This is a genomic window from Bradyrhizobium sp. 191 (assembly GCF_023100985.1).
Lineage (GTDB): Bacteria > Pseudomonadota > Alphaproteobacteria > Rhizobiales > Xanthobacteraceae > Bradyrhizobium > Bradyrhizobium diversitatis.
The window spans coordinates 852,265-874,607 of record NZ_CP064692.1; the positions used below are offsets into that span (position 1 = coordinate 852,265).

Sequence of the window (22,343 nt, forward strand, 5' to 3'; positions counted from 1 at the left end):
ATGGCGCCACCGCTGATCCAATTGAAAGACATCAGGCTGACCTTTGGCGGCACGCCGCTCCTGAGCGGTGTCGAGCTCAATGTCGCGCCGGGTGAACGCGTTTGCCTGATCGGCCGCAACGGCTCCGGCAAGTCGACGCTGCTCAAGATCGCCGCCGGCCTCGTCGAGCCCGATGGCGGCACGCGCTTCGTGCAGCCCGGCGCCACCGTGCGCTACCTGCCGCAGGAGCCGGATTTCGGCGACCACAAGACCACGCTTGCCTATGTCGAGTCCGGGCTCGCGGCCGGCGACGACCAGCACCAGGCGCGCTATCTGCTGGAGCAGCTCGGCCTGACGGGCGACGAGGACCCGCACAATCTCTCCGGCGGCGAAGCCCGCCGCGCGGCGCTGGCCTTTGTGCTGGCGCCCTCGCCCGACATCCTGCTGCTGGACGAGCCGACCAACCATCTCGATCTCTCCACCATCGAGTGGCTGGAAAAGGAGCTCGACAGCCGCCGCAGCGCGCTGGTGATCATCAGCCACGACCGCCGCTTCCTCACCAATCTGTCGCGCTCGACCGCCTGGCTCGACCGCGGCAGGATCAAGCAGATCGATCGCGGCTTTGCCTCGTTCGAGACCTGGCGCGACGAGGTGCTGGCGGAAGAAGAGCGCGACCAGCACAAGCTCGACCGCAAGATCGTCGACGAGGAGCACTGGCTTCGCCACGGCGTCTCCGGACGGCGCAAGCGCAACGTCAAGCGGCTCGCCAATCTGCATGCGCTACGCGATCAGCGCCGCAATTATCGCGGCACCGCCGGCAGTGCCAATCTCGCAGCCGCTGAAGCCGAGCAATCCGGCAAGCTGGTGATCGAGGCCAAGGGCATCACCAAGGCCTATGGCGAGCGCAAGATCGTCGAAAATTTCTCCACCCGCATCCAGCGCGGCGACCGTCTCGGCATCATCGGCCCGAACGGCGCCGGCAAGACCACGCTGGTCAACCTGCTCACCGGCGGCATGCAGCCTGATTCCGGCACGGTGCGGTTAGGTGCCAATCTGGAGATGGCGACGCTCGACCAGCACCGCGAAAGTCTCGATCCCAAGTCGACGCTGGCGGAAGCGCTGACCGGTGGCCGCGGCGACCACGTCATCGTGGGCGGCAAGCCGAAGCACGTCGTCGGCTACATGAAGGACTTCCTGTTCGCGCAGGAGCAGCGCGGCACGCCGCTTGAAGTGCTCTCCGGCGGCGAGCGCGGCCGCTTGATGCTGGCGCGCGCACTGGCAAAGCCGTCGAACCTGCTGGTGCTGGACGAGCCGACCAACGATCTCGATCTCGAGACGCTCGACGTGCTCGAGGAGATGCTGGGCGACTACGAGGGCACTGTGATCCTGATCAGCCACGACCGCGATTTTCTCGACCGCGTCGTCACCTCCGTGATCGCGCCCGAGGGCAACGGCAAGTGGATCGAATATGCCGGCGGCTACAGCGACATGCTGGCGCAGCGCGGCGCCGACCTGAAGCGTGAGACGGCGAAGGCGCAAGCTCCGGCGGAGAAGAAAGAGGAACGCTCCGCTGCTCCAGCTTCGGCGCCGAAGCGGAAGCTGAGCTTCAACGAGAAGCACGCGCTGGAAACGCTGCCGAAGAAGATGGAGACGCTGCAGGCAGATATTGCGAAATTGCAGCGCGTACTCGACGATCCCAATCTCTACACCAGGGATCGCAAGACATTCGACGACACCTCCGCCGCGATCGCCAAGGCGCATGACGAACTGTCCGCCGCCGAAGAGCGCTGGCTCGAACTCGAAATGCTCCGCGAAGAGATAGAACAGGCCTGAATCATGACCACATCCCTCGCCGCCAAGATCGCCCGCGAATACGGCACACCCTGCGCCGTGATCGACATGGACAGGGTCGAGCGCAACATCGCGCGCATCCAGAAAGCCTGCGACGACGCCGGCATCGCCAACCGCCCCCACATCAAGACGCACAAGAACCCGACCATCGCCAGGATACAGGTCGCGGCCGGCGCCAAGGGCATCACCTGCCAGAAGCTCGGCGAAGCCGAGATCATGGCCAATGCCGGCATCGACGACATCCTGATCAGCTACAATCTGCTCGGCGAAGAGAAGATGGCCCGCCTCGGCGCGCTGCAGGCGAAGGCCAACATGACGGTGGCCGCCGACAATTCGACCGTCGTCGCCGGCCTGCCCAAGGCGGCTGCGGCGTCGGGCCGGCCCCTCTCGGTCGTGGTCGAATGCGACACGGGGCGCAAGCGCGCCGGCGTCGAGACGCCGGCCGAGGCGATTGCACTGGCGCGTGAGATCGCAGCCTCCAAGGGACTCGAGTTCGCCGGCTTCATGCTGTATCCGACCGAGACCGGCTGGGCGGATGCGCAGAGATTCTACGACGAGGCGCTGGCCGGCGTGCGCGCGCACGGGCTCGATGCCAAGATCGTCTCGACCGGCGGCACGCCGAATCTCGTCAATATCGGCAAGCTCAAGGGCGGCACCGAGCATCGCTTCGGCACCTATATCTACAACGATCGCATGCAGGTCGCCGCAGGCTCGGCGACCTGGGACGATTGCGCGCTGCACATCTATTCGACCGTGGTGAGCCGCGCCGCGCCCGAGCGCGGCATCCTCGACGCCGGCTCGAAGACGCTGACCACGGACACCGGCGGCCTCGACGGCCACGGCCTGATCCTGGAGCATCCCGAGGCCAAGATCGCGAAATTCGCCGAGGAGCACGGCTTCCTCGACCTCTCCCGCAGCAACACGCGGCCGAATGTCGGCGACGTCGTCCGCATCGTGCCGAACCATGTCTGCGTCGTCGTCAACATGATGGACGAAGTGGTGATGGTGCGCGGCGAGGAGATCATCGGCACGCTGCCGGTCGCGGCACGGGGGAAGCTGCGGTAGGGGCACAGTCGCTGGCGTCGAGCGCCCGCGCATCCTTCGAGGCTCCCAGCGCGATGCCTTGCATCGCGCCGCTCGCACCTCAGGATGACGCTCTCTCTAGACTAAGCCAGCGCAAGCTAACGCTCTTTCGTAGCCGTCACCCTGAGGTGGCCGCTTCTTCAGCGGCCCTCGAAGGGCGGCGGCGTTCTACGAACGCTTCAGCCATTCCAGCACGCCCCTGCCCGCAGCAAGCCCTGTCGCGAATGAGGCCTGCAGCAGGTAGCCGCCGGTCGGCGCTTCCCAGTCCAGCATCTCGCCGGCGGCGAACACGCCCGGCAATTTGCGAAGCATGAAATGCTGGTCGAGCTCATCGAAGGCAATCCCGCCCGCGGTCGAGATCGCCCGCTCGATCGGGGCTGTGCCGGTGAGCTGAACCGGAATGGCATTGATCAGATGCGCCAGCTCGGCCGGCGAAAACGACGCCAGCAGCCGGCCGGAGGCGATGGCCGCCTCCTGCATCAGGCCGATACCGACCGGCGACAATTGCGCCGCCTTGCGCAGGAAGTTAGCCAGCGATTGCTTGCCGCGCGTGCCCGACAGGCGCGTTGTCAGGTCGGCGACGGCAAGGTCCGGCCGCAGCGCGATCATCAGCCGCGCGTGCCCGAGATCCAGCACCGCCTCGCGCAGTTCGGCCGAGAGCGCGTAGATCGCACCGCCTTCAATGCCGCTGCGCGTCATCATCGCTTCGCCGCGCACCGTGTGCGCACCAATCGTCAGCGCCACGCCCTTGAGCGGCTGGCCCTCGAAACGCTCGCGGAACACTTCCGACCATGCGACCATGAAGCCGGAATTGGCCGGCCGGAGCTTCGCGACGGCAATGCCCCTTGCGGCGAGAAGATCGACCCAGCCGCCGTCCGATCCGAGCCGCGGCCAGCTTGCGCCGCCAAGGGCGAGCACCACTGCCCCGGCCTCGATCGAGCGTTGGCCGGCGCCGGTGCGAAACAGCAACCGGCCGTGCTCGTCCCAGCCAATCCAGCGATGACGAAACGCAAACCGCACGCCGGCGGCATCGAGCCGCCGCAACCAGGCGCGCAGCAAGGGCGAGGCCTTGAACGCTTTCGGAAACACCCGCCCGCTGGTGCCGACGAAGGTCGGCTCGCCCAGCGCCTCGCTCCAGGCGCGCAGCGCGTCGGGCGGGAACGCCTCGACCGCCGCCTCCAGCTTCGGTGCCGCCTCGCGATAGCGCGCCATGAACTGCGGCAGCGGCTCGCTGTGGGTGAGGTTGAGCCCGCCGCGACCCGCCATCAGGAATTTGCGCCCCGCTGACGGCATCGCGTCAAAGACGGTGACGCGCGCGCCGCCCTGCGTCAGCACTTCCGCCGCCATCAGCCCGGCGGGACCGGCGCCGATGACGGCGATGTGGGTGTCGGGTGGAGTCATGGCGGGAGCTTAGGCTGAGCCGCGTGTCAAACCAAAGGTCGTCATGCCCGGGCTTGTCCCGGGCATCCACGAGTGCGATGCTGGTGGTGACAAAGACGTGGATGGCCGGGTCAAGCCCGGCCATGACGGCTGAGAGTGCGGCGATGCCCGCTCCTAAAGCTTGATCCCCGCCCGCGCCGCGGCCTGCGCCACGTATTTCTGCGTCTGCTCGAACGCGCCCTGCAGCGCCCTTGCCTTCGACATGTCGCTGATCTCTGCGAAATGCGCAGCAACCGCGTCCGGCGTCCATTCGGACTCCGGCAGGTTGATGCCTTCGCTCTCCAGAATCTTGATCACGGCGAAGGAGCCGGCCCCGGCACCCATGATGGTGCGGGTCGGCGCGTCCTCGCTGAGCATGTACTCGACCGCCGGCGTGATCGCGTTCGGCTTCATCAGTTGCAGCGCCTGCGGCGGCAGCAGCTCTTCGGTCATGCGGGTCGCTGCCGTGGGCGAGATGATGTTGACGCGGATGTTGTTCTTGCGGCCTTCCTCGGCGAGCACGTTCATCAGGCCCACCATGCCGGACTTCGCCGCACCGTAATTGGCCTGGCCGAAATTGCCATAGAGGCCGGAGGACGAGGTGGTCAGCACGATGCGGCCGTAATTGCGGTCGCGCATGCCGGCCCAGGCCGCCTTGCAGCAATAAAAGGTGCCGACGAGATGCACGTCGAGCACCTTCTGGAAATCGGCGGCTTCCATCTTGCCGAACGACTTGTCGCGCAGGATGCCGGCATTGGCGCACAAGAGGTCGACACTGCCCCATTCCTTGGTGGCACGCTCGACCATGGCGGTGACCTGCTCGAAGTTCGAGACATCAGCGCCGTCGGCCATCGCGGTGCCGCCGGCCTTGCGGATCTCCTCGACCACGGATTCGGCCGGCGACAGCGAGCCGCCGGTGCCGTCACGCGCGCCGCCGAAATCGTTGACGACGACCTTGGCGCCGCGGCTGGCCAATCCCAGCGCGTGCGCCTTGCCAAGACCATTGCCCGCGCCGGTGACGATGGCGACGCGTCCGTCGAACCTGATTGCCATGGATTACGTCCTGTTCTTCCCTTCTCCCCTTGTGGGAGAAGGTGGCGCGAAGCGCCGGATGAGGGGTCTCTCTCGGCAGATGAGTTCGCGGAGAGAGACCCCTCACCCGCCTCGCTTCGTGAGGCAGCCTCCCCCACAAGGGGAGAGGGGACGCCCCGACTTTGGTCAGCTTTTGACCAGCGTTGGGTTGCCGGGTCAAGCCCGGCAACGACACGCGGCATCAGGCGAAATAGATCAACCCGAGCCAATCCGCGACCAGCGCGGGCTTGTCCTCGCCTTCGATCTCGACCGTGACGTTGGTGCGGGACTGCAACTCGTTGGGCTTGCGGAGCTTCGCTTCCGCCAGCACGAAACGGCCGCGGACGCGCTTGCCCGAGCGGACCGGCGAGATGAAGCGCAGCTTGTCGAAGCCGTAGTTCACGCCCATCGTGGTGCCCGCGATCACCGGCATCACCTCGTAGGACATGATCGACATCAGCGACATCGTCAGGAAACCGTGCGCGATGGTGCTGCCGAACGCGGTCTCTTTCTTCGCGCGTTCCGGATCGACATGGATAAACTGGTGATCCTCGATCACGTCGGCATAGGTGTCGATGCGGGGCTGGTCGATCAGGTGCCACGAGGACATGCCGATCTCCTTGCCGACCATGGCCTGATAGGCCTGAAGCGTAATCGGCGGCTTCTTCCAGACTTCGTTCATTTGGTCACTCCTGGTGCCGTCATTCCGGGGCGATGCGGAGCATCGAGCCCGGAATCCATCGCGCCGCAGAGCCTGTTGCGAAATGGATTCTCAGATGCGCAATTGCGCATCATGGCTCGCGCTTCGCGCGCCCCGGAATGACGAAATCTCACTAAGTTTCGCCGCGTGTCTTTGCCAGCTCCGGAAACTCCTCCTCGCGGAATTCCCGGCCACGCAGCGGATCGTCGTGATCATTGTCGCGTTCCAGCCGTCGTAGCTGGACGCGACGGATTTTTCCAGAGATCGTCTTCGGCAGCTCGGTGACGATTTCGAGACGCCGAATGCGCTTGAATGGTGCGAGGCGCGCGTGGAGATGTTTGAAGATGGAGAACGCGGTCTCGGGTGAACGCTCCGCGCCCGATGTCAGCAGCACGAAGGCCTTGGGAATGGCGAGCCGGATCGGATCCGGACTCGGCACCACCGCGGCTTCCGCGACCAGCTCGTGCTCGAGCAGCACGCTCTCGAGCTCGAACGGACTGATGCGGTAATCCGACGACTTGAACACGTCGTCGGAGCGGCCGACGAAGGTGAGATAGCCCTCGTCGTCTTCGAACACGACATCGCCGCTGCGATAGAGCTCGCCTTCGGCGCCGGACAGTTTGCCGTCGTCGCTTTGATAGCCCTGCATCAGGCCGGCCGGGCGCTCAGTCCCGAGCACCAGCGTGACCTCGCCTTCCTTGGCCGGGTTCCCATCGGCGTCGCTGATCTGGACGCGATAACCCGGCAGCGGCCGGCCCATCGAGCCGACCTTGATCTTCTGGCCCGGCGAGTTGCCGGCGAGCGCCGTGGTTTCGGTCTGCCCGTATCCGTCACGGATGGTAAGTCCCCAGGCCGCCCGCACCTGATCGATCACTTCAGGGTTCAGCGGTTCGCCGGCTCCGCAGACCTCGCGCAAGGCCACCTTGAACGATGCAAGGTTCTCCTGGATGAACAGCCGCCATACCGTCGGCGGCGCACACAGCGTGGTGACGCCGCAGCGGCCGATGGTGGCGAGCAGCGCCTTGGCATCGAAGCGCGGCTGGTTGACCACGAATACGGTCGCGCCGGCGTTCCACGGCGCGAAGAAACAGCTCCAGGCATGCTTGGCCCAGCCGGGCGAGGAGATGTTGAGGTGAATGTCTCCGGGCTTCAGCCCGATCCAGTACATCGTCGAGAGATGGCCGACCGGATAGCTGCGCTGACTGTGCCGGACCAGCTTTGGTTTTGCCGTCGTGCCCGAGGTGAAATAGAGCAGCATCGGGTCGTCGGCGTTGGTCGGGCCATCCGGCGTGAAGTCCTCCGGCATTCTGGCCGCCTCGTCATAGGCGAGCCAGCCGTTGGCAGCCGCGCCGACCACGATGCGAACGACATTCTCGGTGCCAAGGCTCGCGAACTTTGCGACCTGATCCTCGGCGGCCACCACCGCCTTCGCCTTGCCGCGATCGAGCCGGTCGCGCAGTTCGTCAGCGGTGAGCAGCGTCGTCGCGGGAATCACGACGACGCCGAGCTTGATCGCCGCCAGCATCGTCTCCCACAACGGAACCACATTGCCGAGCAGCAGCAAAAGGTGGTCGCCGCGCTCAAGGCCCTGCGCGCGGAGGAAGTTGGCGACCTGGTTCGAGCGCTTCGAGAGCGCCGCGAAGGACAGTTTTGTCTGCTTGTCCTGTGCGGCATCGACAATCCAGAGCGCAGGGCGGTCCTTGCTGTCCGCACTCGCCGCCAGCTCGGCGTCGAACCAGTCGAGCGCCCAGTTGAAGGGAACCGGATCAGGCCAGCGGAATCCTTTGACCGCCGCCTCGTATTCCGTGCGGTGCTTTAGCAGAAACGCGCGCGCTTCCTGGAATGTCGTCATCAAGCTTTCCCGGCCAGACTCCTAACGTGCTTGATAATTCCGGAAAAATCCACCCCGCCCTGGCCGGCTGCGTCGAAAGACTGATAGATCTCCTGCGCATGCTTGCCGAGCGGCGTCGCCGCGCCCGCAGCCTTCGCGGCGTCCTGCGCCAGCGTCAGATCCTTCACCATCAGCGCAGAAGCAAAGCCCGGCTTGTAGTCGTTGTTCGCCGGCGAGGTCGGCACCGGGCCCGGCACCGGGCAATAGGTCGTCAGCGACCAGCACTGGCCGGATGAGGTCGAGGCGACGTCGAACAGCGCCTGGTGCGAGAGCCCGAGCTTCTCGCCGAGCGCGAAGGCCTCGCTCACCGCGATCATTGAGATGCCGAGGATCATATTGTTGCAGATCTTGGCCGCCTGGCCGGCGCCGGCGCCGCCACAATGCACGATCTTCTTGCCCATGTTCTCCAGCACGGGCTTTGCCGCCGCGAATGCATTCTCCTCGCCGCCGCACATGAAGGTGAGCGTCGCCCCCTTGGCGCCGCCGGTGCCGCCGGAGACCGGCGCGTCGACCGAGAGCACGCCGTGCTTGGCGGCCAGCGCATGAGCCTGCCGCGCGCTTTCGACGTCGATGGTGGAGCTATCGATGATCAGCGCGCCCTTGGTCATGGCTGGAACGACCTCGTTCCAGACGCCGAGCACGTGCTTGCCCGCGGGGAGCATGGTGACGACGACATCAGCGCCCTTCACCGCGGCGGGCGCGCTGTCGGCAATGCCAGCGCCGTCGGTCCTGGCCTGATTGCGGGAGGCCTCGACGAGGTCGAACGCCACCACCTTGTGGCCGGCCTTGACCAGATTGGCGGCCATCGGGCCGCCCATGTTGCCGAGACCGATGAATGCGATCGTGGCCATTGTCGTTTCCTCCGCTGTCGCGTTGTTAGTTGAACTTCAGCTCATCAGTGCCGATCTCGGCGAGATACGGCGCAAGCATCTCCGGCGTCACATCCTCGATCCGCGGCGGCGACCAGGTCGGGTTGCGGTCCTTGTCGATCACGGCCGCGCGCACGCCCTCGCGAAAATCATCGCTCCGAAACACTTCCAGCGCAGCGCGGTATTCACGCACCAGGCACTCTTCCAAGCTCGATCCGCGCGCAAGCCGCAGCAATTTGAGCGTCACCACCATGCCGCGCGGCGATTTTTCATTCAGCGTCTTCAGCGTGGCCAGCGCGAACTCGGAACCATCGCGCTTCAGCGCAGCGAAAATGTCCTCCATGCGGTCGAAGCCAAACAACGCATCGATGACGGGCTCCCTGGCGGCGACCGGCCCCGCGGTCTCGCCGGTGGCAAAGCCGCCGATGAGCTTGGCGATATCGGCGGCGGTCGCACCAAGGCGCAGCTTCGTCAGCGCCTCGCGCAGCTCTGGCAGCCTCGAAGCGGCCACGACCCAATCGGCGAACTTGGCGTGGATCGCGTCCGGCCCGTTCATGGTCTGGCCGGTCAGCCCGAAATAGGTGCCGATCTCGCCCGGTGAATGCGACAGCAGATAGGTGCCGCCGACGTCGGGGAAGAAGCCGAGACCGACTTCCGGCATGGCGAGCTTGGTGCGATCGGTGACGACGCGGTGACTGGCATGCGCGGAAAGGCCGACGCCGCCGCCCATGACGATGCCGTCCATGAAGGCGACATAAGGCTTTGGAAACTTCTTGATCCGGGCATTGAGGATGTATTCCTCGCGCCACAGGATCTTGCCGAGGTCGCCCTTGACCTTCGAGCTTTCCCAGAGCGTGCGGATGTCGCCGCCGGCGCAGAGGCCGCGCTCGCCGGCACCTTCCAGCACGATCACGGCGACGGCGGGATCGGCCTCGAAGCGGTCGAGCGCCTTCTCGATGTCGCGAAACATCTCCAGCGTCACGGCATTGATGGCCTTCGGACGGTTGAGCCTGATGATGCCGGCCGCGCCCTCGACACGGGCGACGAGATCGCCCGCTTCCACTCCGCTCATCGTGCGCCCTCGATCAGTTTGCGCGCCACGATGAGCCGCATGATTTCATTGGTGCCTTCGAGGATCTGATGCACGCGCAAGTCGCGCACGATCTTCTCGATGCCATATTCGCTGAGGTAACCGTAGCCGCCGTGAAGCTGCAGCGCGTGGTTGGCGACCTCGAAGCCGACATCGGTGCCGAAACGCTTGGCCATCGCGCACAGCATGGTGGCGTCGGGGTCCTTGCGGTCCAGCGCTGCCGCGGCACGCCACAGGAAGGTGCGCGCGGCCTCGAGCTCGATTGCCATGTCGGCGAGGCGGAATTGCAGGGCCTGGAATTCGTCGAGACGCTTCCCGAACGCCTTGCGCTCCTTCATGTAGGCGCGTGCCTTGTCGAGCGCAGTTTGGGCACCACCAAGAGAACACGCCGTGATGTTGAGGCGGCCGCCGTCGAGACCAGCCATCGCGATCTTGAAGCCGACGCCCTCCTCGCTGAGCCGATTGGCGACGGGCACGCGGGCGTTTTCGAACATGACGGCGCGGGTCGGCTGTGCATTCCAGCCCATCTTGCGCTCGTTGGCGCCAAAGGAGACGCCCGGCGTCTTGCCGTCGATGACGAGGGTCGAGATGCCGCCGGGGCCATCACCGCCGGTGCGGACCATCGCGACCAGAACGTCGGTGCCGCCGGCGCCGGAGATGAACTGCTTCTGGCCGTTGAGGACGTAATGATCGCCGTCGCGCACCGCACGGGTGCGCAGCGCTGCCGCATCCGAGCCGGCGCCCGGCTCGGTCAGGCAGTAGCTGGCGATCAGTTCCATGGTGCAGAGCTTCGGCAGCCATTGATGGCGCTGGGTGTCGCTGCCGAAGGCATCGATCATCCAGCTCGCCATGTTGTGGATGGAGATGAAGGCGGAGGTGGTCGGGCAGCCCGTCGCCAGCGCCTCGAAGATCAGCGCCGCGTCGAAGCGGGTCATCGCTGAGCCGCCGACATCGTCGCGGATGTAGATGCCGCCCATGCCGAGCGTCGCGGCCTCGCGCATCACGTCGACGGGAAAATGCTTCTCCTCGTCCCAGCGCAGCGCATGCGGCGCGATCTTCTCGGCCGCAAACGCAAGCGCCATGTCGCGAACCGCGATCTGATCCTCGTTCAGAGCGAACTGCATTGCCGCCTACCCTCTTGCCCCATCGTCATTGCGAGCCACCGGGTCCGCGCGAAGCGCGGCCCGATGACAGGCTCCGCGAAGCAATCCAGGCTGCCTCCGCGGAAAGACTCTGGATTGCTTCGTCGCTACGCTCCTCGCAATGACGGGCTGGGCTACAGCCTTACTTCATCAGCGGGATCGAGAACTCCGCGCCTTCCTTGACGCCGGACGGCCAACGCGAGGTCACCGTCTTGGTCTTGGTGTAGAAGCGGATCGAGTCCGGGCCGTGCTGGTTGAGATCGCCGAAGCCCGACTTCTTCCAGCCGCCGAAGGTGTAATAGGCGATCGGAACCGGGATCGGCACGTTGATGCCGACCATACCGACGTTGACCTTGGCTGCGAAGTCGCGCGCGGCGTCGCCGTCGCGGGTGAAGATGGCAACGCCGTTGCCGTAGTCATGATCCGACGGCAGCGCCAGCGCTTCCTTGTAATCGTGCGCGCGCACCACCGAGAGCACGGGGCCGAAGATCTCTTCCTTGTAGATCCGCATGTCCTTGGTGACGTTATCGAACAGCGAACCGCCGAGATAGAAGCCGTTCTCATAGCCCTGCATCTTGAAGCCGCGGCCGTCCACGGCGAGCGTCGCGCCTTCCTTGATGCCGATGTCGATGTAGCCTTTGACCTTTTCGACCGCCTCGCGCGTGACCAGCGGACCGTAATCGGCCGACGGATCGATCGAGGTGCCGATCTTGAGCGACTCGACGCGCGGGATCAGCTTCTCCATCAGGCGGTCGGCGGTCGACTTGCCGACGGGCACCGCGACCGAGACCGCCATGCAGCGTTCGCCGGCCGAGCCGTAGCCTGCGCCGATCAGCGCGTCGACAGCCTGGTCCATGTCGGCGTCGGGCATGATGATGGCGTGGTTCTTGGCGCCGCCGAAGCACTGGCAACGCTTGCCGGTCTGCGCGGCGCGCTCGTAGATGTACTGCGCGATCGGAGTCGAGCCGACGAAGCCGATGGCCTTGATGTCGGGATCGTCGAGGATGGCGTCGACCGCCTCCTTGTCCCCGTTGACGACGTTGAGGATGCCGGCCGGCAGACCCGCTTCCATCATGAGCTCGGCGAGCAGCATCGGCACGCCGGGGTCGCGCTCCGACGGCTTGAGGATGAACGCGTTGCCGCAGGCGATCGCCGGGGCGAACTTCCACATCGGGATCATCGCCGGGAAATTGAACGGCGTGATGCCCGCGACGACGCCGAGCGGCTGGCGCATCGAATAGATGTCGATGCCGGGGCCCGCCCCTTCCGTGTACTCGCCCTTCATCAGATGCGGAATGCCGCAGGCGAATTCCGCGACCTCGAGGCCGCGCTGGATGTCGCCCTTGGCGTCCGGCACGGTCTTGCCGTGCTCGCGCGCGAGCAATTCGGCGAGCTTGTCGTAATCGCGCTGGACCAGCTCCACGAATTTCATCATCACGCGGGCGCGGCGCTGCGGATTGGTTGCGGCCCATTCGGGCTGTGCTGCGCGCGCGTTCTCGACGGCGGCGCGGACTTCGGCCTTGGAGGCCAGCGCGACCTTGGCCTGGACGTCACCGGTCATCGGCTCGAAGACGTCGGCAGTGCGGCCCGAGGTCCCCTTGACCTCCTTGCCACCGATGAAATGTCCGATTGAACGCATGGGATGATCTCCTTAGGCCGAGCGTGGTCGCTTTGACAAATCCTATCGACCTGCATTTTATAGGATTCAAGTCTGAGATAATGCACCATAGATGTGCGAAAATGCTGGATCAAGGCGCTATCGACTGGGACGACTTTCGCTTCGTGCTGGCCATCGTGCGGGGCGGCTCGGTTTCGGCTGCGGCAAAACAGCTCGGCGTCGACCATGCCACGGTGATCCGCCGCGTCGATCGGCTGGAAAAGCACCTTTCCGCCAAGCTGTTCGACCGGCGCAAGACCGGCTATCTCCTCACCGAGGCAGGCCAGCGCGTCGCCGACAGTGCGGAAGCGATGGAATCGACCATCGTCGCCAACCAGGAGCAGGTCGGCGGCTCGGTGGCACGGCTGACCGGCACCGTGCGGATCGGGGCACCCGACGGGTTCGGTACCGCCTTCCTGGCGCCGCGACTCGCGCCCTTTGCTGACCGCTACCCCGATCTCGATCTGCAACTTGTGGCAACCGCGCGGCTGTTCAGTCTCTCCAAGCGCGAGGCTGATATCGCCATCAGCCTGACCATGCCGAAGGAAGGCCGCATCGTCGGCCGCAAGCTGCTCGACTACCGCCTAGGGCTCTATGCCTCGCCAGCCTATCTCGACCGCTTTCCCAGGATCTCGTCACGGCAAGACCTGCCGCAGCACCGCTTCGTCGGCTACATCGAGGAGTTGCTGTTCACGCCGGAGCTCGACTATCTGCCCCAGGTGTCGCCGCGGATTTCCGCGCGTTTTCGCAGCGCCAATCTGATCGCCCAGCTCAATGCTACGCTCTCGGGCTTCGGCATTGCGGTGCTGCCGCATTTCATGGCGAGCGATCATCCGCAGCTCGTCGCAGTGCTGCCGGACGACATATCGATCATGCGGACATTCTGGATGCTGATGCACGCCGACAGCAAGGACCTCGCGCGGATCAGGGCGGTGGCGGACTACATCAGCGAGATCGTCGAGCGCGAGCGGTCGTTGTTTGCGGGACGGTAGCGCCGTTTCCGCAGGGTGAGCGAAGCGTGCCCACCATATCAGTCGCGCGAGTGGACAGATGGTGGCACGGCGCAAGAACGCCTTTGCCTACCCTACGGCTGCCGAGGTCGGCCTAACTCTGCTTCACCTTCTTCCCCGCAGGCACCTTCGGCTGGCGCTTCACGCCATCGAGCGCGCTATCCCGGCCTGCCTTCAGCACCTCGTCCGACAATTCGTTCGATCCGGCGATGCGCGCCAGCAGCATGGTGCCGGCCAACGTCGCCAGCGTCGCGATCGCCTGCTTGCGCGCGGCCTTGCGTGGCATGTTCGGGATATAGTCGGTCATCATCTCGATCATCTGGTCGAGCTTGCCGGCAAAGGCCTTGCGTGTCTTCGGGCTCTCGCGGGCGATCTCGGCGCCAAGCGCCGGGATCGAGCAGCCATGGCCGGGATTGTCGCGATGCAGCGTGGACAGATAGCTCTCCGCGACCAGCGCCAGGCGCTTTTCAGGAGCGGCCTCGCCGGTGAGCTTGCGCCAGTACTCCATCGAGCGGTCCATGGCATAGCCAAAGGCCTCGATCACCAGCGCCTCGCGGGAATCGAAATGCGCGTAGAAGCCGCCATGAGTCAGGCCCGCCTCCTTCATGAGATCGGCGACGCCGATACCATGGGCACCCTTCTCGCGCAGCCGCACGGAGGCCTTCTTCACGATGCGGTCGTGGGTTTCCTGCTTGTGTTCCGGGGAATAGCGCATGCGGATCTCATTGGATGTCGAGAGTCATCTCATAGCACGCAAATGCCGCGATCGGTGCATTAATTCACGTTAAGTTACGCCGATCATGGAAAAGGTTGCAGTTGCATGGACCGCCAGGGCCCCCTTTCCGTCGCGGACAAAGCCCTCGGTGTAGCTGGTCTGGCGTCCCAGCTTGATCACCTTGCCTTCGGCGGAGATCAACCCGGAACGAACCGACAGCGGGCGCAGATAGGTCAGCTTCAGATCGAGGGTCACCGAGCTTTGCCCGGCCTCGAGCCGGGTCGAAATCGCACATCCCATGGCCGTATCGAGCAGCGCCGCTGCGGTCGCGCCGTGCAGGAGGCCGATGGTATTTTCGAGATCTTCGCGCGGCTCCAGTTCCATGACGATCCGGCCCGGCTCGACAACGGCCATGATGAACCCGATCAGCTTCGCAAAAGGCGGCGGCGGCAGCCGGCCGTCGCGAATGCCGAGCATGGCGTCCATGCCGGACAGGCCCATCGCCGCTTTCGCGACCGGCGCCGGCACCTGCCAGTCCACCACGCGCTCCCGCCGCTGCGCCGGCGAAAACAGGGCGATTTGATCGATGTCGGTCATGGCCACCTCATTAAATGATATGTGTCATACTATGCCACGGACTTCGCGCTGGCAACTCGGTCTCATGGGCCCCGCTTGACAAGCCGGCCGTTTCGGCCCGGAAGTGATCCCGACCAGTGCGCCTCGCACGCGTCCACGAAACCTTCGAGATGCCCCGATGGAAATGCTCAACAACCACTGCGGCGTGACGCGCGACGCGCGCGGCGTCGTTCATGTCGCGATCTGCAACGCCGGCCCGCTCAACATTCTCGGTTCGCCCGTCACCGAGGCCGTGCGCGAAGGCCTCCAGCAGCTCGCCTCCGACCGCAGCATTCGGGTCGTGGTGCTGCGCGGCCAGAGCGAGAAGAGCATGATCGGCGGCGCAGACATCAAGGAGATGGCCAAGCTCGACCCAAAATCCGCCGAAGCCTTCATCAGCCGCCTGCGCGATCTCTGCGAGGCGGTGCGCCAATTCCCTGCCCCGGTGATCGCACGGATGCCCGGCTGGTGCCTCGGCGGCGGGCTCGAAGTGGCGGCGGCCTGCGACTTCCGCGTTGCCGCGCATGATGCGCATTTCGGCATGCCGGAGGTGCGCGTCGGTATCCCCTCGGTGATCCATGCCGCTCTCTTGCCGCGCCTGATCGGCTGGGCCCGCGCGCGCTGGCTGGTGATGACGGCGGAGAACATCGATGCTCCGACCGCGCTGGCCTGGGGACTGATCGACAAGGTCGCGCCGGAAGGCGAGCTCGATGCCGTGATCGAGCACACCGTGAAGGCACTGCTCGAATGCGGCCCCGAGGCGCTGCGATCGCAGAAGGCACTGTTGCGGCAATGGGAAGAACTGCCGCTGACGGAGTCGGTGAACCTGAGCGTCAAGGTGTTCGGCGAGTCGTTCCTGACAGACGAGCCGACGCGGCTCATGCAGGCATTTGTGAACCGGAAGCGGTAGGCGCACCAAAGACGGTGTCATGCCCCGCGAAGGCGGGGCATCCAGTACGCCGCGGCTTCTCGGTTCTAGCCGCACAGCCTCTGGAATACTGGGATCACTCGCCTTCGCGGGTGATGACAGCGTGCTGTGGGCAGCACCTCCTCCACTCGAACAACCAAATCTCATCTGAGCCACGACATTTTCTCATCCCTGGCGCGGTTGCATTTTTTGCGTCGCATCATATGATGACCATAATCCTACCCGTCATTGCAGGGAGTTCCGTCATGGCCGAAGCCGCCGATCCCGTCGTCATCGTCTCCGCCGCCCGCACCCCGCTCGGCCGCTTCATGGGCGAATTGTCGCCGCTGGCCGCCCACAAGCTCGGATCGCACGTGATCGGGGCGGCCCTGGAACGCGGCAAGCTCACCCCCGAGAAGGTCGACGAGGTCTTCATGGGCTGCGTGCTGCCGGCCGGACAAGGCCAGGCGCCGGCGCGCCAGGCGGCGCGTGGCGCGGGTCTGCCCGATGCCACCGGCGCCACCACGGTGAACAAGGTCTGCGGCTCCGGCATGAAGGCGACCATGCTGGCGCACGACATCATCCGCGCCGGCTCGGCCGAGATCGTCGTCTCCGGCGGCATGGAGAGCATGAGCAATGCGCCCTACCTGCTCGCGAAGGCCCGCGGCGGCTATCGCGCCGGCCACGACCGCATCATCGACCACATGATGATGGACGGGCTCGAGGACGCCTACGAGACCGGCCGCTCCATGGGCGATTTCGGCGAGGCCACGGCGGAAGCCTATCAGTTCACCCGCAAGGACCAGGATGCCTATGCGATGGAAACGCTCAGCCGCGCGCGCAAGGCCGTCGAAGACGGCGCGTTCAAGGCCGAGATCGCGCCGATCACGCTGACGGAGAAAGCAGGTCCGCGGATCATCGCCAATGACGAACACCCGCTGAAAGTCGACCCCGCGAAGATCCCGGGCCTGAAGCCAGCGTTCCGCGCCAACGGCACCATCACGCCGGCGGCCTCCTCCGCCAATGCCGACGGCGCCGCTGCGCTCGTACTGACGAAGCGCTCGCTGGCCGACCGGGGCGGCCTGCCTGTTCTCGCCGAGATCAAGGGCCACGCCACCCACAGCCAGGAGCCGCAATGGTTCACCACGGCGCCGATCCCGGCGATCCGCAAGCTGCTCGACAAGGTCGGCTGGGCTGCCTCCGATGTCGACCTGTTCGAGATCAACGAGGCGTTCGCCGTGGTGGCGATGGCGGCGCAGCGCGATCTCGGCATTCCCCGCGAAAAGCTCAACGTCAACGGCGGCGCCTGCGCGCTCGGACATCCGATCGGCGCTACCGGCGCGCGGCTAATCGTGACGCTGCTGCATGCGCTCGAGGCGCAGAACCTCAGGCGCGGCATCGCCGCGCTCTGCATCGGCGGCGGCGAGGCCACGGCCATCGCGGTGGAGCGGCCGGCGCACTAGCCGTCCGCGCAATGGCCGAAATCAAGGGAAGTCTGCCATTTCAGACTTCCCTCGCCTGTGCCAGAATGTAACGATGACGCGGGTCTCCCGGAGCTCGCAAACCAAGATTGAGGCCCAATGATCTCGAACTGGCTCGCGGCAGCGCTTTCCCGCCGCAACATTCACTATGGCTGGGTGATGGTCGGCGTGACCTTCCTCGCCGCGCTGATCAGCGCCGGCACGGTCGGCGCCCCCGGCGTGTTCATCGTGCCGCTGCAGAAGGAGTTCGGCTGGAGCACGGCGGAGATCTCCTCCGCACTGTCGATCCGCTTCATCCTGTTCGGGCTGATGGCGCCGTTTGCGGCGGCCCTGCTCAACCGCTACGGCCTGCGCAACGTGACGCTGCTCGCGCAGTTGATCGTGGTCTCGGCGCTCGTGCTCTCGCTGGGCATGACCGAGGTCTGGCAGCTCATCGCGCTGTGGGGCGTGGTGATCGGGATCGGCACGGGCATGACCGCCCTGGTGCTCGGCGCGACGATTGCCACGCGCTGGTTCGCAGCAAGACGCGGCCTCGTCGTCGGCATCATGACCGCGAGCGTCGCCACCGGCCAGCTCGTGTTCCTGCCGCTGCTAGCGAGCCTCACCGACCATTACGGCTGGCGGCTCGCACTCGGCTTCGTCTGCATCGCGCTCGGCGTGTCCGCGGTCGCCGTGCTGCTGGTGATGCGCGACCGGCCGAGCGACGTCGGCCTGCGCCCGTTCGGCGATGAAGGTACCGAGCCCTTGCCCGCCCCGCCGGTCAGCCACGGCACGATCACCGGCGTTGCGCTCGGCACGTTGCGCGATGCCTCGAAATCGACGGCCTTCTGGATCCTGTTCGCAACCTTCTTCGTCTGCGGCGCTTCGACCAACGGCCTCGTCCAGGTGCACCTGATCCCGATGTGCCTCGATTTCGGCATCCCGCAGGTTCAGGCGGCGAGCCTCTTGGCTGCGATGGGCATCTTCGACTTCTTCGGCACTATCATGTCGGGCTGGCTGTCGGACCGCTACGACAATCGCTGGCTCCTGTTCTGGTATTACGGCCTGCGCGGGCTCTCGCTGATCTTCCTGCCCTTCAGCGACTTCTCGTTCTACGGCCTCTCCGTCTTCGCAATGTTCTATGGTCTCGACTGGATCGCCACAGTGCCGCCGACCGTGCGGATCACCGCGCAGAAATTCGGACCGGAGCGCGCCAATCTGGTGTTCGGCTGGATCTTTGCCGGCCATCAGCTCGGCGCCGGCGCCGCCGCCTTCGGCGCCGGCCTGTCGCGCACGGTCTATGAAAGCTACCTGCCTGCGTTCTTCATTGCCGGCGCGCTCTGCGTGTTCGCCGCGCTGATCGTGCTGGCGCTGTCGCGGCAGCCCAAGCCGCAGCCCGCGATGGCGTAGTATCCGATCGTGCTGGTGACGCCGAGTACGGCGGCGTCACCAATCCGCTCGAGCCGGCTACCCCTTGAGCACCGGGCGCGCCGAGGCGGAGAGCGATGGCCGTGCATGGAAGTGACGGCACGAGGATCGGCGTCACTTCGAATCCTTGTTCAATTCGATCGCGACCTCCGACATCCAGGACCCCGGCGCCTCCATCAGGAAGGATTGATGATTGCTCTTGGTCTGGATCGTCACCAGCGCGGCCACCGTGTTTCCCTCGATTCGCGCCTCGATCAGGCCGTCCTTGTTCGTGCCGTAGACCTTGCCGCCCTGTCGATATTCGCTCTCGAACCAGTTGCCGGAAAGCTCCGTCCCGCTCTGCTCGATGTTCGCGGACAGGACCATCTTGTAGGCATCGCTTGCGCAGCGCAGATCGAGTGTCAACGACCGTCCCGGCCTGGTGACGTTGTATGCCACTTTGCAGCGGACCTTCTCACGCGGACCATCCGACGGCTTCATCGTACCGATCCCCGACCATGCGCCGGCCAGGCTGTCGAACACCGGCTCTGCGCACAACGGGCTGATGCCGATAAGCACGAGGCAGGCCGCGCCGATGCCCAAGCGCGCCGCCGGAAACCTCAATATCATTCTGCCGATCCTGATTTGTAAAGTCTGGGCGCGTCCTACGCCCGAACAGCCGCGGGATGTTGACGAAGCTGTTTAGAAATGTTGCAAAGATTGTCTGAACGTTGCCGGGATCGGCACATCGAGTACACGCCAAGATGTACCCAAGGGGAAACAAAATGCCGGCTCCGTCGTCCGCACCCATCATCCCGACCACTCCTGTGACCGCCGAGATGCGCGATGCGTTGCGCGCGATCGTCGGCGAGAAGGGATTTATCGAGGACGAGCATGGCAAGCAGCCGTTCGTGACGGATTGGCGTGGGTTGCTGGTCGGCGGGGCCGGCGCCGTCGTTCGTCCCGGCAGCACCGAGGAAGTGTCGAAAGTGGTCCGGCTTTGCCACGCGCACGGCATCGCGATCGTGCCGCAGGGCGGCAACACCGGCTTGATGGGTGGGGCCACGCCCTGGCCGGCACACACCGGCATTGTGCTGTCGCTCGGCCGCATGAATCGCGTGCTGGATGTCGATCCCGTCGGCTATTCGATGACGGTCGAGGCGGGCTGCGTGCTGCAGACGCTGCAGGAGACCGCCAGCAAGCACGACAGGTTCCTGCCGCTCAGCCTCGGCGCCCAGGGCTCGTGCATGATCGGCGGCAATCTCTCAACCAACGCCGGCGGCGTGCAGGTGCTGCGCTACGGCAACGCCCGCAATCTCGTGCTGGGGCTCGAAGTCGTCCTGCCCAACGGCGACGTCTGGGATGGATTGCGTGCGCTCAAGAAGGACAATACGGGTTACGACCTCAAGCACCTGTTCATGGGCGCCGAAGGCACGCTGGGCATCATCACCAAGGCCGTGCTCAAGCTGTGGCCGGCGCCGAAGGACGTCAGCACCGCGTGGCTGGCGATCCGGGATCCACGCGCGGCGCTGGAGATCCTGTCCGAAGCCCATAGCGCCTCCGAGGACAATGTCGGCTCCTGCGAGCTGATGAGCCGCGCCGCTATCGATATGGTGCTGCGCCACATTCCCGGCACCCAGGATCCGCTCAAGGCGGACACGCCATGGTATCTCCTGCTCGAATGGTCGTCTGCGCGCCCACGCCGGGATGGGACCGAGGGCATGTCCGAGAAGCTGGAGCAGTTCCTTGCCGACCAGTTCGAGGCCGGCCGCGTGCTCGATGCCGCGATCGCTCACACGGTCGGCCAGTCGCGCAACATGTGGCGGATCCGGGAGGGTGTGGCCGAGGCCTCCCGGGCCGAGGGTCCAGGGCTGAGCTACGACGTGTCGGTGGCGATCTCCAGGATACCGGACTTCATCGACAAGGGGACCAAGGCCGTGATCGACATCCTCCCGACCATCCGCCCCTACCCCCTGGGACACATCGGCGACGGCAATCTGCATTTCTCGTTCATGGGGCCGGCCGGCATGGATCAGCAGACACTGACCCAATACAAGGGCGCCATCACGCGGGCCGTGAACGACCTCATCACTTCGATGGGCGGATCGATCTCGGCGGAGCACGGCATCGGCATCGACAAGCTCGACGAGCTCAGTCACTACCGGTCGAAGACCGAGCTCGACATCATGCGCACTATCAAGCGCGCGCTCGATCCGCAGAACATCATGACCCCCGGCAAGGTGCTGCGGCTTTGACTGTCGCTCAACAGGTCTTCTTCTGCAAATGCTCGACGCAGGTGCAGGTCTTGGTCGCCGGATACTTCACGTCGTAGTAGGGGAAGCTCGATGTGGCCGGGCTGTTGGTCGAGCAGCGCGGGAACAGATAGTAGTTGTCGGACAGCTTCACGGTGCCGGCGATGGTGAAGCCGAGGTTGGGCGCATAGTCATAGGTCACCTCGCTCAGGACGAGCGAGATGTTGGCATTGGTGGTGCCGCTCGGCCCCGTGAACTTCGACAAGGTCATCGGGTCACCCTGCTTTCTCGCGCCCGTCGAGCTGGTCGACGTGCTCCATTGCACCGTCGCATTGCCGTTGCTGTCGGTCGACACGCCCGAGACGGTGATCGTCATCAAGGACGTGCTGCCGCTCTTGGTCGGATAGGGAGCCATGATGGCGCTCGCAGCCGCGAGAATGCCGTCCATCTGAGACGAGGTGACGGCCGTGTTCTGCGTGACCATGTCGGCGACACTGTGTGCGGTCGCGCTGACCTTGACGTTCATCGAAAGGCCGGTAGCGAGCTCGACGCCGCCGACATAGAGCACCAGCATGAACGGCACCACCATGGCGAACTCCGTCGCGGCGACAGCGCGGTCATCGGCCAGCAGGTGCCGGGCGCGAGATGACAGGGAGATCATCAGGGGGCTCCTGGCTCGTTCTGGAACGCGGCGGACGACATGATCAGCCGGTTGCCGTTGCTGAGGTTCGAGAGGTTGAAGCCGAGCGGCCCGAGCACGACCGGCCAGACATACATGACGCGGAGCACGACGATATCGCCGGCATCGCCGGGATCGTACTGCCAGGAATTGGTGACCTTGCCCGATCCGTCGAAGGTCAGGGTCGGCATTCCCGTGTTCGCCGACGTCCACGAGGTCGCCACCTGCATATCGATCATGATACCGCTGCAATTGAACAGGATCACGATCTGCTCGCAGACCTTCTGCTTGAAAGCCGCCTGCGTCATCTGTGCGGATTGAACCTGTCCGGTCATGACGAGGCGCGCCGACTGGCGCACGATGGTTTCGAGCGTCTGCTGGGCGAAGAAAACGAGGAACGTCTGGATCAGCGCGATGATGAGGGCGAGGAACGGCGCAGCGACCAGCGCGAATTCCACGGCCGTCGCGCCCCTCTTGTCCCGCGCGAAAGCCGTGCAGCGATTGCGGCGTCTCTTGGTCGTTGCAGCGGGGCCGGTCATGGCTCTA

General features: G+C 65.3%; 20 protein-coding genes. 7 read left to right on the plus strand and 13 right to left on the minus strand.

The window, feature by feature from the left end:
• Positions 1–1,812: an ATP-binding cassette domain-containing protein gene (locus IVB23_RS04125; protein WP_247804757.1), complete on the plus strand. Its 1,812-nt coding sequence runs from the start codon at positions 1–3 to the stop codon at positions 1,810–1,812.
• A gap of 3 nt (positions 1,813–1,815) precedes the next feature.
• Complete coding sequence (locus IVB23_RS04130; protein ID WP_247802532.1) at positions 1,816–2,895, plus strand: D-TA family PLP-dependent enzyme; 1,080 nt, start codon at positions 1,816–1,818, stop codon at positions 2,893–2,895.
• Positions 2,896–3,081: 186 nt separating this feature from the next.
• Here the strand turns inward: IVB23_RS04130 and IVB23_RS04135 are convergent, their stop codons facing one another.
• The 8 genes from IVB23_RS04135 to IVB23_RS04170 form a co-directional block, all read right to left on the minus strand.
• Complete coding sequence (locus tag IVB23_RS04135; protein ID WP_247804758.1) at positions 3,082–4,260, minus strand: TIGR03862 family flavoprotein; 1,179 nt, start codon at positions 4,258–4,260, stop codon at positions 3,082–3,084.
• A gap of 207 nt (positions 4,261–4,467) precedes the next feature.
• Positions 4,468–5,385, minus strand: coding sequence for an SDR family NAD(P)-dependent oxidoreductase (locus IVB23_RS04140; protein WP_247802533.1), 918 nt, complete (start codon positions 5,383–5,385; stop codon positions 4,468–4,470).
• Positions 5,386–5,605: 220 nt separating this feature from the next.
• Positions 5,606–6,085 (minus strand): MaoC family dehydratase, encoded by a 480-nt coding sequence (locus IVB23_RS04145; protein ID WP_247802534.1) that lies wholly within the window; start codon positions 6,083–6,085, stop codon positions 5,606–5,608.
• 151 nt (positions 6,086–6,236) lie between these two features.
• Positions 6,237–7,955: an AMP-binding protein gene (locus tag IVB23_RS04150; protein ID WP_061876772.1), complete on the minus strand. Its 1,719-nt coding sequence runs from the start codon at positions 7,953–7,955 to the stop codon at positions 6,237–6,239.
• The gene (mmsB, locus tag IVB23_RS04155; RefSeq protein WP_061876773.1) at positions 7,955–8,845 is read right to left on the minus strand and encodes a 3-hydroxyisobutyrate dehydrogenase; all 891 of its coding nucleotides are present in this window, start codon (positions 8,843–8,845) and stop codon (positions 7,955–7,957) included. The genes IVB23_RS04150 and mmsB overlap by 1 nt, the downstream gene beginning before the upstream one ends.
• A gap of 25 nt (positions 8,846–8,870) precedes the next feature.
• Positions 8,871–9,935 (minus strand): enoyl-CoA hydratase/isomerase family protein, encoded by a 1,065-nt coding sequence (locus IVB23_RS04160; RefSeq protein WP_247802535.1) that lies wholly within the window; start codon positions 9,933–9,935, stop codon positions 8,871–8,873.
• A complete protein-coding gene (locus IVB23_RS04165) occupies positions 9,932–11,077 on the minus strand; it encodes an isobutyryl-CoA dehydrogenase (RefSeq protein ID WP_197965921.1) in 1,146 nt (381 codons plus the stop codon). Before IVB23_RS04165 ends, IVB23_RS04160 begins: the two co-directional genes overlap by 4 nt.
• A gap of 160 nt (positions 11,078–11,237) precedes the next feature.
• Positions 11,238–12,734, minus strand: coding sequence for a CoA-acylating methylmalonate-semialdehyde dehydrogenase (locus IVB23_RS04170; RefSeq protein WP_061026429.1), 1,497 nt, complete (start codon positions 12,732–12,734; stop codon positions 11,238–11,240).
• Between the two features lie 101 nt (positions 12,735–12,835).
• Here IVB23_RS04170 and IVB23_RS04175 point away from each other — a divergent pair, with 101 nt between their 5' ends.
• Positions 12,836–13,744, plus strand: a complete 909-nt coding sequence (locus IVB23_RS04175) for a LysR family transcriptional regulator (protein ID WP_061876777.1) — start codon at positions 12,836–12,838, stop codon at positions 13,742–13,744.
• 112 nt (positions 13,745–13,856) lie between these two features.
• Here the strand turns inward: IVB23_RS04175 and IVB23_RS04180 are convergent, their stop codons facing one another.
• Positions 13,857–14,477, minus strand: coding sequence for a TetR/AcrR family transcriptional regulator (locus IVB23_RS04180; protein ID WP_247802536.1), 621 nt, complete (start codon positions 14,475–14,477; stop codon positions 13,857–13,859).
• A gap of 69 nt (positions 14,478–14,546) precedes the next feature.
• Positions 14,547–15,074 (minus strand): PaaI family thioesterase, encoded by a 528-nt coding sequence (locus IVB23_RS04185; RefSeq protein ID WP_061876779.1) that lies wholly within the window; start codon positions 15,072–15,074, stop codon positions 14,547–14,549.
• 157 nt (positions 15,075–15,231) lie between these two features.
• Here IVB23_RS04185 and IVB23_RS04190 point away from each other — a divergent pair, with 157 nt between their 5' ends.
• The 3 genes from IVB23_RS04190 (at position 15,232) to IVB23_RS04200 (ending at position 18,869) form a co-directional block, all read left to right on the plus strand.
• Positions 15,232–16,002 (plus strand): enoyl-CoA hydratase, encoded by a 771-nt coding sequence (locus IVB23_RS04190; RefSeq protein WP_247802538.1) that lies wholly within the window; start codon positions 15,232–15,234, stop codon positions 16,000–16,002.
• 263 nt (positions 16,003–16,265) lie between these two features.
• The gene (locus IVB23_RS04195) at positions 16,266–17,462 is read left to right on the plus strand and encodes an acetyl-CoA C-acyltransferase (protein ID WP_247802539.1); all 1,197 of its coding nucleotides are present in this window, start codon (positions 16,266–16,268) and stop codon (positions 17,460–17,462) included.
• Between the two features lie 117 nt (positions 17,463–17,579).
• The gene (locus IVB23_RS04200; protein WP_061876782.1) at positions 17,580–18,869 is read left to right on the plus strand and encodes an MFS transporter; all 1,290 of its coding nucleotides are present in this window, start codon (positions 17,580–17,582) and stop codon (positions 18,867–18,869) included.
• Positions 18,870–19,001: 132 nt separating this feature from the next.
• Here IVB23_RS04200 and IVB23_RS04205 read toward each other — a convergent pair whose 3' ends face one another.
• On the minus strand, positions 19,002–19,496 hold the full coding sequence (locus IVB23_RS04205) for a hypothetical protein (protein WP_247802540.1): 495 nt from the start codon (positions 19,494–19,496) through the stop codon (positions 19,002–19,004).
• Positions 19,497–19,651: 155 nt separating this feature from the next.
• On the opposite strand from IVB23_RS04205, the gene IVB23_RS04210 reads away from it, so the two are divergent.
• On the plus strand, positions 19,652–21,121 hold the full coding sequence (locus IVB23_RS04210; protein WP_247802542.1) for an FAD-binding oxidoreductase: 1,470 nt from the start codon (positions 19,652–19,654) through the stop codon (positions 21,119–21,121).
• Positions 21,122–21,128: 7 nt separating this feature from the next.
• Here IVB23_RS04210 and IVB23_RS04215 read toward each other — a convergent pair whose 3' ends face one another.
• Both IVB23_RS04215 and IVB23_RS04220 read right to left on the minus strand, forming a co-directional pair.
• Positions 21,129–21,782, minus strand: a complete 654-nt coding sequence (locus IVB23_RS04215; protein WP_197965972.1) for a TadE/TadG family type IV pilus assembly protein — start codon at positions 21,780–21,782, stop codon at positions 21,129–21,131.
• On the minus strand, positions 21,779–22,336 hold the full coding sequence (locus IVB23_RS04220) for a TadE/TadG family type IV pilus assembly protein (protein ID WP_247802544.1): 558 nt from the start codon (positions 22,334–22,336) through the stop codon (positions 21,779–21,781). Before IVB23_RS04220 ends, IVB23_RS04215 begins: the two co-directional genes overlap by 4 nt.
• Between the last annotated feature and the right edge of the window lie 7 nt (positions 22,337–22,343).